This is a genomic window from uncultured Tenacibaculum sp. (genome assembly GCF_947494125.1).
In the GTDB taxonomy this organism is placed as follows: Bacteria; Bacteroidota; Bacteroidia; order Flavobacteriales; family Flavobacteriaceae; genus Polaribacter.
In genome coordinates this window covers 135,016-151,890 of sequence record NZ_CANLTU010000002.1, presented here as the reverse complement: position 1 = coordinate 151,890, position 16,875 = coordinate 135,016, and the positions used below count along the sequence as shown (strand labels likewise).

The following is a 16,875-nucleotide window of genomic DNA, read 5'->3' as shown; positions in this document are numbered from 1 at the left end:
TCGGTTTTTATCTTTTTTAAAGATTATTTTATTTCATTGATTTATATAAATCTCTAAATTCTTTTGCTTTTGCTTCTTGCTCTAGAACTTCGTATAAATTCATTAAAGTTTTAACAGTATCAATACTTCTATTTAAACTATCAGCTTTTTCTAAAAATGGCAAAGCTTCTTTATATACTTCCTTTTGCTTTAGTGCTAATTTATCGTACTTTTTAAAGTTTGATAAGTTATTATTCATTTCTTCAACTATTGCTTTATCTTTATCTAAAACAACAACAGCCAAATTCATATATGCATCTGCATAATCTGGTTTTAAATCAATTGCTTTTTGATAATACTTCTTAGCATCTTCCATTCTACCTTGATTAAAATTTACAACACCTAAATTATAATATAAGGTTGGGTTTTTAGGATCTAAAGCTATAGCTTCACTCATTAACTCACCAAATTTATCCATTTTTTCAAGCTTGATATACATATCAGCTTCATTTAATAATAAATTTATATCATTTGGATTTGCTTTTCTAGCTTCAGCTAATGCTTCCATAGCTTCTTCCGTTTTTCCTTGTTCTTTATATATTAAAGCAATATTTTTTACAACAGCAGCTTCTTTAGATTCTGATGATTTTTCTTCAGGTTTAATGTATTGTTTTGATTTTACCATTAAATCTCTCTGTCTCTTAGACCCTAAATTTTCTACTTTACCAGTTTCTTTATTTGTTGCAAGATATTGAATTTCTACACCTGTATAACCTACTCTTCTTAATTCTTTGTAATACTTAATAGCAGTATCATATTCTTTTGCTTGTGTTGCTGAAACTGCTGCATTATACACAAATGAAGTATCTGTTGGGCTTAAAACATAAGTTAAATAGAAGTTTTCAGCAGCATTTTTATAATCTTTCTTGTTATTATATTGATCAATTGCTTTTTTAGATACTTCTTGAATCATTTGATTTAAAATAGGCTTCGCTTCTTCTGAGTATTTATTTTTACTCATAGATAATAATGCATTAAGAGCTTCTGCCGCATTTTTATAATCCTTTTTGGTTGCTAAAGCTTTTCCTTTTAAAAAGTAAAATTTAGATTTATACTTATCTTCTCCATTTATCATTAATTCTCCTTCAATAGAGTTTAATATTGAAATGGCATTTGTAAAATCTTGTTTTTTTATAGCTTTCTCAGCGGCTTTTAACTCAGATTTCTGTGCCATTAATCCTAATGACAATAATCCTAATGAAAGAGTTAATATTTGTTTTCTCATTTTATTCTAATTTATTTATTGTTGTTCTTGACTTTCGTTTGATTCTTCATTTTCAATTTCCATGCCATTTTCATCTTCTTCATTTTCATGCATAACTTTCGCTACTGCTGCAATACTATCATTTCCCTTAATATTTATTAAACGAACACCTTGCGTTGCTCTCCCCATAACACGTAAATCTTCAACTGCCATACGAATAGTAAGTCCAGATTTATTAATAATCATTAAATCATTAGAATCATCAACATTTTTAATTGCTACTAATTCCCCTGTTTTTTCTGATATATTTAAAGTTTTAACTCCTTTACCTCCACGATTTGTAACACGATAATCTTCTAATTTAGAACGTTTTCCATACCCCTTCTCAGAAACCACTAAAATATTACTATCCATATCATTTACAGCAACCATACCTATAACTTCATCATTTTCATGAACTAAAGTTATACCTCTTACTCCTGATGCAGTTCTTCCCATTGGTCGAGTTTTCGCTTCTTCAAATCGTATTGATTTACCCGATTTTAACGCTAACATTACTTGACTATCACCAGTAGTTAATTTCGCTTCTAATAATTCATCTCCTTCTTTAATAGTAATAGCATTTATACCATTTGTTCTTGGGCGTGAATATTGCTCTAAAGGAGTCTTTTTAACTTGACCTCTCTTAGTTGCCATGATTACGTAATGACTATTTATGTAATCTTCATCTTTTAAATCACCAGTAACCAAAAATGCTTTTACTTTATCATCTTGCTCAATATTGATAAGATTTTGAATTGCCCTACCTTTTGTATTTTTACCTCCTTCTGGTATTTCATACACTCGCATCCAAAATACTTTTCCTTTTTGAGTAAAGAACAACATGTATTGATGGTTTGTACCTACAAATAAATGTTCTAAGAAATCTTCATTACGAGTTGTTGCTCCTTTTTGTCCTCGTCCCCCTCTATTTTGAACCTTATATTCATCAAGATTTGTACGTTTTACATATCCTGCATGAGAAATAGTTACTACAACTTTAGAGTTAGGAATCATGTCTTCGATACGCATATCTCCACCTGCATATTCTATTACTGAACGACGATCATCTCCATATTTATCTCTAATATGAATTAATTCATCTGTTATAATCTGATAACGTCTAGATTCGTTTGATAAAATATCTTTTAAATCTGCAATTGTTAACATGATATCATCATACTCAGCACGTAATTTATCTTGTTCCAGACCAGTTAACTGGCGCAACCTCATTTCAACAATAGCTTTTGCTTGTATTTCTGATAACTCAAAACGTTCGATTAATTTCTCACGAGCTTCATCACCATTTTTAGAGCCACGGATAATCTTAATTACTTCATCAATATTATCAGAAGCTATAATTAAACCTTCTAAAATATGTGCTCTAGCTTCTGCTTTCTTTAATTCAAATTCAGTTCTACGAACAACAACTTCATGTCTGTGTTCTACAAAATAATGTATTAATTGTTTTAAATTTAATTGCTCTGGGCGTCCTTTTACTAAAGCAATATTATTTACACTAAAAGACGTTTGTAATTGCGTGTATTTATATAATTTATTTAATACAATATTAGGAATAGCATCACGTTTTAAAATGTAAACAACACGCATACCATTTCTATCCGATTCATCACGAATATTTGCAATTCCTTCTAGTTTTTTATCATTTACTAACTCTGCAGTTTTTTTAATCATTTCTGCTTTGTTAACCTGATAAGGAATTTCAGTAACAATAATACATTCACGTCCTTTTACTTCTTCAATAACTGCTTTTGCGCGCATTACAATACGCCCACGACCAGTATGAAAAGCATCACGCACTCCATCATAACCATAAATGGTTCCTCCTGTAGGAAAATCGGGTGCTTTGATGTGTTGCATTAACTCATCAATTTCTATATCTCTATTTTCAATATAAGCAAGAGTCCCATTAACAACTTCTGTTAAGTTGTGTGGAGCCATATTTGTTGCCATACCTACAGCAATACCTGATGCTCCGTTTACTAATAAGTTAGGAATACGAGTTGGTAAAACTGTTGGTTCATGTAATGTATCATCAAAATTTAATCTGTGATCTACAGTCTCTTTTTCAATATCAGCTAACATATCTTCTGATATTTTCTGCATTCTCACCTCCGTATAACGCATTGCCGCAGGACTATCTCCATCTACCGATCCAAAGTTACCTTGTCCATCAACCATCATATAACGTTGACTCCAATTTTGTGCCATACGTACCATAGAGTCATATACAGATGTATCTCCATGTGGGTGATACTTACCTAATACCTCTCCTACGATTCTTGCTGATTTCTTATAGGCTCCTGTAGCTTTAATTCCTAATTCATGCATTCCAAACAAAACTCTTCGATGAACAGGTTTTAAACCGTCCCGAACATCTGGTAATGCTCTTGATACAATAACCGACATTGAATAATCAATGTAAGCTGATTTCATTTGTTCTTCAATATTGATAGGAATCAACTTTTCGCCATCTGCCATATATTTTCTTTTAAAATATTAGTACTCATTTTCGTCAAAAAAGTGAATTTTACACTTGATAAAACCCACTTTTAAAATACTGTTAAAAAAACCGTATTTTCTAAAACATTGCAAGATACTATAATACCTATTTATACACAAAAAATATCTTTATTCTTTTAATGATACTTATTAACAATTCTTACACCTTTTTTTTAAAAAAAACAGCTAGAATAACTTTTTAAAACTATTGGCATCTTTTTTGTATTTTTAAAGAAAAAAACTTACTAACTTTACACATATACAAATTAAATTTATGGACGATAATTTTTCACCACAAGTTAGAGATGTAATTACTTTCAGTAAAGAAGAAGCCTTACGATTAGGTCATGACTTTATTGGAACCGAACATCTATTGTTAGGTTTGATAAGAAAAGGAGATGGTAAAGCAATCGAAATATTAACAACTTTCGATGTAGATTTAGATTTAGTGCGAAATAAATTAGAAAAATTAAATCCCACAACTCCTTCTATAGCTAACGTAGAAAAAAAGAGTTTACACCTTACTAGACAAGCAGAGAAAGCTATTAAAACAACGTTTTTAGAAGCAAAACTATATCAAAGTAATTCTATAGATACAGCACATTTATTATTATGTATTTTACGTAATGAAAATGATCCTACAACAAAATTACTTCAAAAATACGATGTAGATTACGAACAAGCTAAAGCGTTATATAAAGAACTTCATGTTGAAGATAATTATTTATCTCCAATGGCAGAAACCCCTTCAGAAGATGAATTTTCTGATGAAAAATCAAATCCCTATGGACAACAATCTCCTAAAGGAAAGCAACCTAAAAAATCTAAAACACCTGTTTTAGATAATTTTGGACGTGATTTAACTGCCTTAGCCATAGGCGGAAAATTAGACCCTGTTGTTGGACGTATTAAAGAAATTGAACGTGTTTCTCAAATCTTAAGTAGAAGAAAGAAAAACAACCCAATGTTAATTGGTGAACCTGGTGTAGGTAAATCTGCAATTGCAGAAGGTTTAGCTCTTAGAATTGTAAACCGAAAAGTTTCAAGAATTTTATTCGACAAACGTATTGTTTCTCTTGACTTAGCTAGTTTGGTAGCAGGAACAAAATATAGAGGTCAATTTGAAGAGCGAATGAAAGCCCTTATGAATGAGCTTGAAAAAAATGAAGATATTATTTTATTCATTGATGAAATTCATACAATAGTTGGAGCTGGTGGTGCAACTGGGTCTTTAGATGCATCGAATATGTTAAAACCTGCTTTAGCTAGAGGTGAAATTCAATGTATTGGTGCAACTACTTTAGATGAATACAGAACAAATATTGAAAAAGATGGAGCCTTAGAACGTCGTTTTCAAAAAGTAATTGTCGACCCTACTACTGTTGAGGAAACTATACAAATTCTACATAATATAAAAGGTAAATATGAAGCACATCATCATGTATCTTTTACTGATGAAGCTATAGAAGCTTGTGTCAAATTAACAAATCGTTATATGACAGATCGCTTTTTACCAGACAAAGCTATTGACGCTTTAGATGAAGCTGGTTCTCGAATTCATATTACTAATATTGTAGTTCCTCAACAAATTTTAGAGTTAGAATCTAAATTAGAAGAAATTCGCGAGCGCAAAACTAAAGCTGTAAGCGGTCAAAAATATGAAGAAGCAGCTAAGCTTCGTGATGATGAGAAAAACATTGAAACAGCCTTAGAATCAGCTCAGAACCAATGGGAAGAAGACTCTAAACTACATAGAGAAATTGTAACTGAAGATAATGTTGCTGAAGTAGTATCTATGATGACAGGAATTCCTGTAAATCGTGTTGCTGAGGCTGAAAGTAATCGTTTAGCCGATCTTCCTAATTTAATTAAAGGAAAAGTAATCGGTCAAAATGAGGCTGTAACTAAGGTTGTAAAGGCTATACAACGTAATCGTGTCGGTTTAAAAGACCCTAACAAACCTATTGGTTCGTTTATTTTCTTAGGATCTACTGGTGTTGGAAAAACACAGCTTGCAAAAGTATTAGCTCGAGAATTATTTGACTCTGATGACTCTTTAATTAGAATTGACATGAGTGAGTATATGGAAAAGTTTGCCATATCTCGTCTTATTGGAGCACCTCCAGGTTATGTTGGTTATGAAGAAGGTGGGCAATTAACTGAAAAAGTTCGTCGCAAACCTTATTCTGTGATTCTTTTAGATGAAATTGAAAAAGCACATCCAGATGTTTTCAATATGCTTTTACAAGTTTTAGACGATGGACATATAACGGATAGTCTTGGTAGAAAAATTGATTTTAGAAACAGTATTATTATTATGACATCTAATATCGGGGCTCGTAAGGTAAAAGAATTTGGTGCTGGTGTTGGTTTTGGGACTTCTTCTAAAAAAGACCAAGAAGATGCACATACAAAAAGTATTATTGAAGGTGCTTTAAAAAAATCATTTGCTCCAGAATTTTTAAACCGTATTGATGATGTTATCGTTTTTAATTCTTTAGAACGTAAAGACATCCATAGTATTATTGATATAGAATTAGATAAACTCTTAAATCGTATTGCTGATTTAGGATACAACCTAACTTTAAGTGAAAAAGCTAAAGACTATATTGCTGACAAAGGTTTTGACAAACAATATGGTGCGAGACCTTTAAAAAGAGCTATTCAAAAGTATATTGAAGACTCTTTAGCTGAAGAAATAGTAAATTCTAAACTAGATGAAGGTGATTCTATTTTTATGGATTTAAATGAAAAGGATAATAAACTTGTCATTAAAATTGAAAAAGGTGATAAACCTGAAGAATCAAGAACTGAAATAGACGAATAACAAACCATAAAAACCTAAGCAAAAAGCTTAGGTTTTTTTTTAGCTTTTACTTTTCATTTTTTATATAGTTTCCTCATTTTTTAACTTAAAAATATTCACTACTCCTTTTAATGCAAAAATAAAGTTATAAAACTTCAATTCTTTTTTAAAAATTAACTACTTAAGTTATAAAAAACATTAAAATTCAACCTCTTAATCCATAAAATATTTGATTAAATTTATTTTTTTTGTTAAAATCTTTGATTAAAAAAGTAAAAAAACTAACTTCGACGCCTTATTCACCTTAAAAAACTAAACAATGAAAAGAATAGTACTTTTAGCCCTCATAGGAGTTACCATAGTTTCATGTAAAAAAGAAAAGCCGGTAAAAGATTACTTAATTTTATCTGGTAAAATTGAAAATTATAAGAAACGAGACGTTACTATAGAGGGATTTCGTTTTAGTAAAAAAATAAAATTCGATAAAAAAACTGGTACTTTCTCAGACACCTTAAGAGTTAATAGAGATGGTTACTACACTCTAAGAACTAATAAAAAATACTTTAATTTATACCTAAACGATACTGTAGATACAGAAATTGTTTTTGATTATAAAAAAGGAGATCCAAGTAATTTTACTGGTAAATTTGAAGGAACAAATGCAAATATCAATAACTATTTTCTAAAAAAGAGAAATAAGTTTCCTGAAATTCTAGTAAATGCAAATGAGTTATTCTCTCTTGAAGAAGAAGATTTTTTAGATCGTATGGATCAATACAAAGATGCTTTGACAGATTTATCTATTTCTAGTAATTTACCTGCAGAATTCCTTAAAAGTGAAGTGAAAAATATTGACTATGAATATTTAAGAAACTTAAGTAATTACCAAGATTTTCACATTACTTTAAGTGGAGATGAAGATTTTGTTGTTTCTGAAGATTTTCCAGACCCAACAGAAGACTTTAACTTTAGCAGTGGAGATGATTATGCTAATTCATATTCTTACAGAAAAATGGTTTTTAAGTTATTGAATAGCAAAGCAAAAGAAAAAAACAAAGAAGGAGAAGATTTTTATTTGACCTACTTAGAAACTGTACAAACTGAAGTTAATGATACTATTGCTAAAAATGATTTATTATTCGAAAGCGCAAAGAACAGTATAACTTATACTGATAATCTTAAAGAATTCTATAATAAATTCATGGCATATTCAACGAATAAAGACCATAAAGAAGAAGTTTCTAAAAGTTATAATATTTTAAAAACTACAGCTAAAGGACAACCTGCTCCTAAGTTCAATGACTTTGAAAACTATAATGGAGGTACTACTTCTTTAGATGATTTATTAGGTAAAGGAAAATATTTATATATTGATGTTTGGGCAACTTGGTGTGCTTTTTGTAAAAAAGAAATTCCTTTATTAAAAAGATTGGAAGAAGAATACCACGGAAAAAACATTGAATTTGTTAGTATTAGTGTTGATGATAAAAAACAACATGACAAATGGAGACAAACAATTGTAGATAGAGAAATGACTGGAGTGCAGTTATTTAGCGGTAAAAAACAAGATGATTTAGAATGGGCTCAAAAATTCTTAATTAAAGGATTACCTAAATTTATTTTAATTGATCCTGACGGAAATATTGTAAACCCAAATGCTCCTGCTCCTTCACAAGGAGAAAAATTAATCGGAATATTTGATGATTTAGGAATTTAATATTAATTCCATAAAATAAAAAAAACCGCTAATTAGCGGTTTTTTTTATTTTATGGATCTATACTAGAATCTATTATCTCCATCAAGAATATCACCTATCCCACCTAGAATACTTCCTTCTCCTTTACCACCTTTACCAGTTTGTGGAGCCATAGCAAGTACTCTCCCTGCTAATCTACTAAATGGTAATGATTGAATATAGACAGTTCCTGGTCCTTGAAGCTTTGCAAAGAATAAACCTTCACCTCCAAAAACGGTATTTTTAATTCCACCTACAAATTCAATATCATAATCAATATCTTGAGTAAAACCTACAATACAACCTGTATCTACCTTTAAAACTTCACCTTCTTGTAATACTTTCTTTGCCATAGTACCACCGGCATGTACAAACGCCATTCCATCTCCTTCTAATTTCTCCATAATAAAACCTTCCCCTCCAAACAAACCTCTTCCTAAACGTTTTGAAAATTCTATACCAATAGACACTCCTTTAGCCGCACATAAGAATGCATCTTTTTGGCAGATAAATTTACCTTTAAACTCCGTCAAATCAATTGGAATGATTTTTCCTGGATATGGTGATGCAAATGAAACTTGTTTTTTTCCTTGCCCATCATTTGTAAATACAGTCATAAACAGACTCTCTCCTGTAAGAATTCTTTTTCCAGCTGAAAATATCTTTCCTAACAATCCTTTTTCTTGATTTGACCCATCTCCAAAAATAGTATTCATTTTCACTTCCGAATCCATCATCATAAAACTTCCAGACTCAGCCACTACTCCCTCTTGTGGATCTAATTCAATTTCAACATACTGCATTTCTTCTCCAAAAATGCGATAATCTATTTCATGTGCATTCATAAGTATCTTATTTCGTTAATTTATTTATTAGAAGAACATTCTATTATTTTGTTACAATTAATTCTTTAATTCCAAGAATATTAAGAGCTTTAAACCTTATTTGTTTTTATATTTCTCTCCGTTTTACTTAACAAAAACAAAGCTATAATTCATCCTATCTCTATTTGCTCTTAACTTTTAAACTCCATTCAAATTCAAATTTAGACACAGAGATACCTTCTTTATTAATTCCTTCTGAAGTTACAAGAACAGTTTGTCCTTCTCCAGTATCTACAGATCTTTGAATTGCTTCTTTAATAGCTATACCATCATTACATTCAAATCGGATTCTTCCTGTTGCTTTTTTAGTAAAAATAGCATTCATATTAGTTACTAACATGGATACTTTCTTTCCCGAAACATCTATAGATTGCATCACCAAAATACCTGTAGATAATTCTGCAGCCATTCCTTGCACAGCCCAAAACATACTATTAAAAGGATTTTGATTTATCCATTTATGCTTGACATTTACCTGTGATTTTTCATTAGAAATTGATTTCACTCTAATTCCGCATAAATATGCAGATGGTAATTTGAATAATGTAAAAAAATTAATTTTTCGAGGTGTAAACTTCATTTTATCAGTATTTACGGGCAATTTACAGCTTTTTTATTAAAAATATTAATCAAATCAAATGTTAAAGTTTGTTAAATTTTAGTACTATGTATTGCATAATACCTTTTAAAAGATATATATTTGCATAGTCAAGTATTATACAATTTATATTATTATGCAACAAAACAAAGAAAACACCAATGCTTTTTTAATACATATATCGGCTTTCGCTGGATACTTTTTTCCATTAGGAAGTATTATAACTCCATTAATTTTATGGCAAACTTTAAAAGATAGAAGCCCCTTTCTAGATAAACATGGAAAAGAAGCTGTAAATTTTAACATAAGCTTTGGCTTATATATATTTATACTAAGTGCTTCATTTTTCTCTTTCTTTTTTGGGAATTTTTTAGATCTCTTTAATGGAATTGATGTTGATTTTGGTGGACATCACTCTTACAATGGTTTGTTTGGTTTCATCGGTATAGCTTCGTTAGTAAGTGTTATATCACTTATTAAAATAGCTTTAATAATTATTGCAGCAATGAAAGCAAATAAAGGAGAAGAGTATAAATATCCTTTTACAATTAATTTTATAAAATAACCTATAAACCGCATTACATGAAGATAGAAAATACAAAAGCTCAAATGCGCAAAGGTGTTTTAGAATACTGCATCTTATCTATTTTACAAAATGGAGACGCGTATACTTCTGAAATACTTTCAACTCTAAAGAGTGCAGAAATGATTGTGGTTGAAGGAACTATTTATCCGCTTTTAACTCGCTTAAAAAACGCAGGGTTATTAACTTATAGATGGGAAGAATCAACCTCTGGACCACCAAGAAAATATTATGTTTTAACAGAAAACGGTGGGATGTTCTTAAAAGAATTAGACAAAACATGGAATAATTTAGTAAACGCAGTTAACCAAGTAACAAGTACAAAATCAACTAAAGATGAATAAGACAATAAATATAAACTTAGGCGGATTTTTCTTCCATATAGATGAAATTGCTTATCAAAAACTAAGACGTTATTTAGACGCCATATCGCGTTCCTTAAGCGATGATCCACAAGGAAAGAATGAAATCATTTCAGATATTGAAGCTCGTATTAGCGAATTATTATCTGAAAGAATTACCGATGCTCGTCAAGTAGTAAATGAAAACGATATTGATGAAGTTATAACTATCATGGGGCAACCTGAAGATTATGCAGAAGCTGAAGAAATCTATAACGAAGGTACATCGTATACTCAAAGAAGAAATAGAAATTCTAAAAAACTTTTTAGAGATGGTGACGATAAATTTTTAGGTGGTGTTTGTGCTGGTTTAGCTCATTACGCTGGTATAGATGTAATTTGGGTTAGATTATTATCTTTAGTTTTAATGTTTGGTGCTGGATTTGGTTTTATAGCTTACTTTATTCTTTGGATATTATTACCAGAAGCTAAAACCACTACAGAGAAATTACAGATGGAAGGTGAAGCTGTAAATATTGATAACATTGAAAAAAAAATTCGTAACGAGTTTGGAAATCTATCATCAAAATTAAAAGATGGTGCCAGTGAATTAACTGACAAAATATCTAGTGCTGATTACGAAAAACTAAAAGCTAAAACTTCATCAGGTTTTCAGGATTTTATAGATACTATGGGTAAAATATTACTTGCTGTATTTAAAGTTTTTGGTAAATTCATGGGAGTAATTTTAATTGTTATTGCCGGTATAACAATAATATCTTTATTATTAGGAATATTCTCAATAGGTAGTTTAGAGTTTTTAAATTTTGATAATGATATGGTTCATTATCCTCCTTTTTTCTATGAATCTACTTTACCTAGATGGTTATTATCTATCTTCTTATTTATTTTAATAGGAATACCTTTTATAGTATTATTCATTTTAGGTTTAAGAATATTATCACCTAATGTAAAGAAACTTAGTACAACAGCTATTTTAAGTTTACTTGGAGTTTGGTTAGTTTCGTTATTGGCAGTTGCTTTTTCAGGTATAGAGTATGCTACTACACACGCATACAATGGTGCTAGTATAACAAAACATAGCATTACATACACTAAAGAAGAACCTTTAAAACTTAGAGTTGTTAATGATGATAATATACACTACAATCATAATTTACGTAATAGAAATAATGCTATAAGTGTTGATATTAACGATAAAGAAATGAAATACTCTAACGACATAAATATTGATGTTCGTAAAAGTGAAACAGGGAATGCTTTTGTAGAAATTAAAAAGACTTCTGAAGGAAGAAGAAGAAGTAATGCTAATGATAATGCAGAAACAATTCAATACAACTTCAAATCGGCTAATAATACAATTGTTTTTGACGCTTTCTTTTTAAGTGAATATAAAAACATGTGGAAAGATGAAGAAATTAGAGTTACCTTATTTATTCCTGAAGGAACTACCATTTATTTTGAAGGATCAACTCGTAGGTTTTTAAACGATGTTAGAAATATTGAGGACATATATGATAGAGACATGGCTAATCATCATTTTAAAATGACTTCAAAAGGTTTTGAGTGTGTTGATTGTGATAATAATGGAGACAATAATGATGAAGATAACGATAGCAATTCTAATAATGATGAAGATGTTAGCTTCTTATTTGATAGCACTATTAATGATTTAAAAGCTGAATTTATTATTAGCAGACAAACTACTAAAAATGAATTAGAAAAATTAGTTGATTGGTTTAAAAATAAAAGAAATATCGACATTGAAATTATCAATCCAAAATACGACGTACATGATAAGATTAATAAAGTTTTACTAAAAATAAACTGTAATGATGGTTATGATGGAGAGTTAATAATTTCAAACAACACGCTAGAAAGTATTTCTAAAGGATTTAGAAGAATTTATAATGAAGACGGTCAACTAGCTTTTAAAACTTGGTAATAAAAATATAAACTATGGATGCTATTTTTGACTTCTTTTTTAAAGGAAACTTTTTTCTAAAAATCTTAACCTTCATATATACATTTTTGATATCGTTATTTATGAATGGCCAGGTTAAAGAAATTCCTAAGTATCAACCTAGCAATATTGATTTGTATAATCAAATTGTAAAAATGGATAGTATTTATTTTAATGCATACAACACATGTGATATTAAAACGCAAGCAGATATTTATCATGAGGATATCGAGTTTTTTCATGACAAAGGTGGACTTACTACTTCTAAAGAAGGTTTATTAAAATCTTTAAAAGAAAATATTTGTGGTAAAGTTACGCGTACTTTAATAAAGGGAAGCATAGAAGTATATCCCATAAATAATTATGGAGCAGTTGAAATAGGATATCATAAATTCTTTAATAAACAAGAACCAAATCAAAAATCAATTCCAAGCAAATTCATTGCTATTTGGAAAAAAGAAAATAACCTCTGGAAAATAACAAAAGTTATTAGCCTACATTAAAATATAGTTAACACTAAAAACATTAGGTTCATTAGTTAGCTAACTCTAATGACACTAATACTTGGTTTTATTAGTTTACTAGCCAAAGCTTAATTGCTTTGGCTTTTTTTATGAATTAAATTTAAGCTTAAAACATTTACAGAAACTAACTAATTTTACTCCAAAGACCACTAGTTTTTTGTAGCTGTGTGTATACTTTTAATAAACCTTCATGCTTAGGTTTAGATAAACCAGCATCTTCTTGTAATACAGTAATTGCAGTTTGACGCGCTTTATGCAAAATAGCTGTATCTTTAACTACATCAGCAATTTTAAGATTTAATACGCCGCTTTGCTGAGTTCCCATTATATTTCCTGGTCCACGAAGTTTTAAGTCTACTTCAGCAATTTTAAAACCATCTGTTGTTTCAACCATCGTTTGTAAACGAGTTTTACCATCAGAAGATAATTTATAACTCGATAATAAAATACAATAACTCTGTTCAGCTCCACGTCCTACCCTACCACGTAATTGATGTAATTGACTTAAACCAAAACGTTCAGCACTTTCAATCACCATTACAGAAGCGTTTGGTACGTTTACTCCAACTTCAATAACCGTAGTAGCAACCATTATTTGAGTTTCTCCATTTACAAAACGATTCATTTCATATTCCTTATCGGCAGGTTTCATTTGCCCATGCACAATACTAATTTGATATTTTGGAGAAGGAAAATCTCGTACAATACTTTCATAACCATCCATTAAATCTTTATAATCCATTGCTTCAGATTCTTGGATTAAAGGATATACTACATAAGCTTGACGTCCCTTAGCTATTTCATCTTTTAAAAATTTAAAAACACCCAAACGATTGCTATCATATCTATGAACTGTTTTAATTTCTTTACGTCCAGGTGGTAATTCATCAATAACAGAAATATCCAAATCTCCATATACTGACATTGCTAACGTTCTTGGAATAGGAGTTGCCGTCATTACCAAAACATGCGGAGGCAATTCATTTTTATGCCACATTTTTGAACGCTGTGCAACACCAAAGCGATGTTGCTCATCAATAATTGAAATACCTAGATTCTTAAATTGAACTTTGTCTTCTAAAATAGCATGAGTCCCTATTAAAATATGCAACGATCCATCTTCTAATCCTTGATGAATTTCTCTTCGTTTTTTCGTTCTACTAGATCCAGTTAATAACTCAACTTTTATAGTTGTTTCAGACAATAACTCTACAATTCCATTATAATGCTGAATTGCTAAAATTTCGGTTGGAGCCATAATAGTAGCTTGATAACCATTATCAATAGCTATTAACATTGATAATAAAGCTACAATAGTTTTTCCAGAACCTACATCTCCTTGTAACAAACGGTTCATATGGGCGCCTGAACCTATATCTTTTCGTATTTCCTTTAAAACTCTTTTTTGAGCATTCGTTAAATTAAAAGGTAAATGATTATTATAAAAATTAGTAAACTGCTCACCTACATGTTCAAAGACATATCCTTTAATTTTCGATTTTCTAATAAGTTTCTTTTGTAACAACTGTATTTGAATAAAAAACAGTTCTTCAAACTTTAATCGATATTGAGCTTTCGCTAATAACTCTTGACTCTTAGGAAAATGAATATTCAATAAAGAGTCTTTTTTTCCTAAGAGTTGATTCTCATTTAATAAATATGCAGGAAGCACTTCTTCAATATTACTATAAACTTGTTGTAGCAAATTTTGAATCATTACCCGCATCATTTTATTACTAACACCTTTATTCGTTAGCTTTTCTGTTGAAGGATATACAGGTTGCATAGACATTTGCAACTTACTTTTATATTCTTTTACCGTTTCCATTTCAGGATGTGGCATATTTGCAGATCCATTATACCAGTTTAGTTTTCCATAAACTACATACGGTATGTCTACTTTTAAACTATCCTTTATCCATTTTGCACCTTTAAACCAAACCAAATCTATAGAACCTGTTGCATCAGAAAATGTAGCTACTAATCTACTTCCTCTTTTTTGTTTTACAGTTTTTACTCCAGTTATCTTACCAACAATTTGAACTTCTGATGAATTTTGCTGTAATTGATTTATTGTATAAAACTGAGTTTTATCAATATATCTAAACGGAAAAAGGTGTAATAAATCGTTGCAAGTTCTTATACCCAACTCAGAAAACAGTAATTCTGCTCTGGCTACACTTACACCTTTTATATATGTTATAGGATGATTTAAATTCATTAAAAACGAAAATACAAAAAGCCATTAAAATCAACTATCTTTGCACTCTTAAATTCATCAAATGAGATTACATAGAAATTTAGTTTATGCAGTAATTGATAGTTTACGTGACGTCTTTAATGAAGATGTGTATGCGGATAAAGCTGTAGAAAAGGCATTAAAGAGAGATAAAAGGTGGGGAGCACGTGATAGAAAATTTGTTGCTGAAACAATTTATGATATTGTACGATGGAAACGTTTGTATGGAGAAATTGCCAATGTAAAAACTCCATATTCTAGACCTGACTTATGGCGTTTGTTAGTAGTTTGGTGTGTGTTAAGAGGTATTAAATTACCTGATTGGAACCAAATTGAGGAAACTCCTACAAGAAGAATTAAGGGTAAATTCGATGAACTTTCTCAAATTAGAAAATTTAGAGAATCTATTCCTGATTGGATTGATGAACTTGGTGTTCAAGAATTAGGTGAAGCTGTTTGGACTAAAGAAATAACTGCTTTAAATAAAAAGGCTGATGTTATTCTACGTACAAACACTTTAAATATTTCTAAAGAAGATTTACAAAAGGAATTAAAGTCTGAAAATATAGAAACTGAATTCGTTAAAGGATGTGATGATGCTTTACGTTTAGTTGAACGTGCTAATGTTTTTAAAACAGAATCTTTCCATAAAGGTTTTTTTGAAGTACAAGATGCTTCTTCTCAATTAGTAGCGGCATATTTAGATGTTAAGCCTGGTATGAAAGTAATTGATACTTGTGCTGGTGCAGGTGGTAAAACATTACATTTAGCTGCTTTAATGAAAAATAAGGGGCAAATTGTAGCGATGGATATTTATGAAAGTAAATTGAAAAAGTTAAAAGTTAGAGCTCGTAGAAATGGAATAAGTAATATTGATTTAAAAGTTATCGATTCTACTAAAGTAATTAAAAAATTACATGGTAAAGCCGATAGAGTTTTAATAGATGCTCCTTGTTCTGGTTTAGGTGTTCTTCGTAGAAACCCTGATAGTAAATGGAAATTACAACCTGAATTTATAGACAACATTAAAGAAGTACAACAAAACGTTTTACAACAATATTCTAAAATGGTTAAGCCTGGAGGGAAATTAGTGTACGCAACTTGTTCTGTTTTACCTTCTGAAAATCAACAACAAGTAGAGTTCTTTTTAGCTTCTGATGAAGGAAAAGATTTCACTTTTGTAAAAGACCACAAAGTACTAGCACATGAATTTGGTTTTGATGGCTTTTATATGGCTCAATTAGAAAGGAAATAATTTATATAATTATATTTTTTTATAAATAATAAAAAGGCTCGAGATTTTTAAATCTCGAGCCTTTTTTCAATCAACTATTAAAAACTAACTAATCACTCAAACTAACTGTTAAGTAATTAC

General features: G+C 30.0%; 12 protein-coding genes. 7 read left to right on the top strand and 5 right to left on the bottom strand.

The genetic code is table 11. From position 1 onward, the window contains the following. Positions 1–28: 28 nt before the first annotated feature. Together Q0881_RS04100 and gyrA are read right to left on the bottom strand one after the other, a co-directional pair. Positions 29–1,264 carry a tetratricopeptide repeat protein gene (locus Q0881_RS04100; RefSeq protein WP_299157195.1) on the bottom strand — a complete coding sequence of 412 codons (1,236 nt, stop codon included), beginning with the start codon at positions 1,262–1,264 and terminating at the stop codon, positions 29–31. A 15-nt stretch (positions 1,265–1,279) separates the two neighbouring features. After that, on the bottom strand, positions 1,280–3,784 hold the full coding sequence (gene gyrA, locus Q0881_RS04095) for a DNA gyrase subunit A (RefSeq protein WP_299157194.1): 2,505 nt from the start codon (positions 3,782–3,784) through the stop codon (positions 1,280–1,282). A 295-nt stretch (positions 3,785–4,079) separates the two neighbouring features. On the opposite strand from gyrA, the gene Q0881_RS04090 reads away from it, so the two are divergent. Both Q0881_RS04090 and Q0881_RS04085 read left to right on the top strand, forming a co-directional pair. Beyond that, positions 4,080–6,632 (top strand): ATP-dependent Clp protease ATP-binding subunit, encoded by a 2,553-nt coding sequence (locus Q0881_RS04090; RefSeq protein WP_299157193.1) that lies wholly within the window; start codon positions 4,080–4,082, stop codon positions 6,630–6,632. Positions 6,633–6,930: 298 nt separating this feature from the next. After that, a complete protein-coding gene (locus tag Q0881_RS04085) occupies positions 6,931–8,328 on the top strand; it encodes a TlpA disulfide reductase family protein (RefSeq protein ID WP_299157192.1) in 1,398 nt (465 codons plus the stop codon). A 63-nt stretch (positions 8,329–8,391) separates the two neighbouring features. On the opposite strand, the gene Q0881_RS04080 is transcribed toward Q0881_RS04085, so the two are convergent. Further along, on the bottom strand, positions 8,392–9,192 hold the full coding sequence (locus Q0881_RS04080) for a TIGR00266 family protein (protein ID WP_299157191.1): 801 nt from the start codon (positions 9,190–9,192) through the stop codon (positions 8,392–8,394). A gap of 160 nt (positions 9,193–9,352) precedes the next feature. Then, positions 9,353–9,811 (bottom strand): DUF4442 domain-containing protein, encoded by a 459-nt coding sequence (locus Q0881_RS04075; protein WP_299157190.1) that lies wholly within the window; start codon positions 9,809–9,811, stop codon positions 9,353–9,355. A 154-nt stretch (positions 9,812–9,965) separates the two neighbouring features. Between Q0881_RS04075 and Q0881_RS04070 the strand changes: the two genes are divergently transcribed. From Q0881_RS04070 to Q0881_RS04055, 4 genes are all read left to right on the top strand, one after another. Next, positions 9,966–10,394, top strand: coding sequence for a DUF4870 domain-containing protein (locus tag Q0881_RS04070; RefSeq protein WP_299157189.1), 429 nt, complete (start codon positions 9,966–9,968; stop codon positions 10,392–10,394). Positions 10,395–10,411: 17 nt separating this feature from the next. Then, positions 10,412–10,756: a PadR family transcriptional regulator gene (locus Q0881_RS04065; protein WP_182123973.1), complete on the top strand. Its 345-nt coding sequence runs from the start codon at positions 10,412–10,414 to the stop codon at positions 10,754–10,756. Further along, positions 10,749–12,719, top strand: a complete 1,971-nt coding sequence (locus Q0881_RS04060) for a PspC domain-containing protein (protein WP_299157188.1) — start codon at positions 10,749–10,751, stop codon at positions 12,717–12,719. Before Q0881_RS04065 ends, Q0881_RS04060 begins: the two co-directional genes overlap by 8 nt. 101 nt (positions 12,720–12,820) lie before the next feature. Then, positions 12,821–13,240 (top strand): nuclear transport factor 2 family protein, encoded by a 420-nt coding sequence (locus tag Q0881_RS04055; protein WP_299157187.1) that lies wholly within the window; start codon positions 12,821–12,823, stop codon positions 13,238–13,240. Between the two features lie 145 nt (positions 13,241–13,385). Here the strand turns inward: Q0881_RS04055 and recG are convergent, their stop codons facing one another. Beyond that, positions 13,386–15,482 carry an ATP-dependent DNA helicase RecG gene (gene recG / locus Q0881_RS04050; protein WP_299157186.1) on the bottom strand — a complete coding sequence of 699 codons (2,097 nt, stop codon included), beginning with the start codon at positions 15,480–15,482 and terminating at the stop codon, positions 13,386–13,388. 61 nt (positions 15,483–15,543) lie between these two features. On the opposite strand from recG, the gene Q0881_RS04045 reads away from it, so the two are divergent. After that, the gene (locus Q0881_RS04045; RefSeq protein ID WP_299157185.1) at positions 15,544–16,755 is read left to right on the top strand and encodes a methyltransferase domain-containing protein; all 1,212 of its coding nucleotides are present in this window, start codon (positions 15,544–15,546) and stop codon (positions 16,753–16,755) included. Positions 16,756–16,875: the final 120 nt, after the last annotated feature.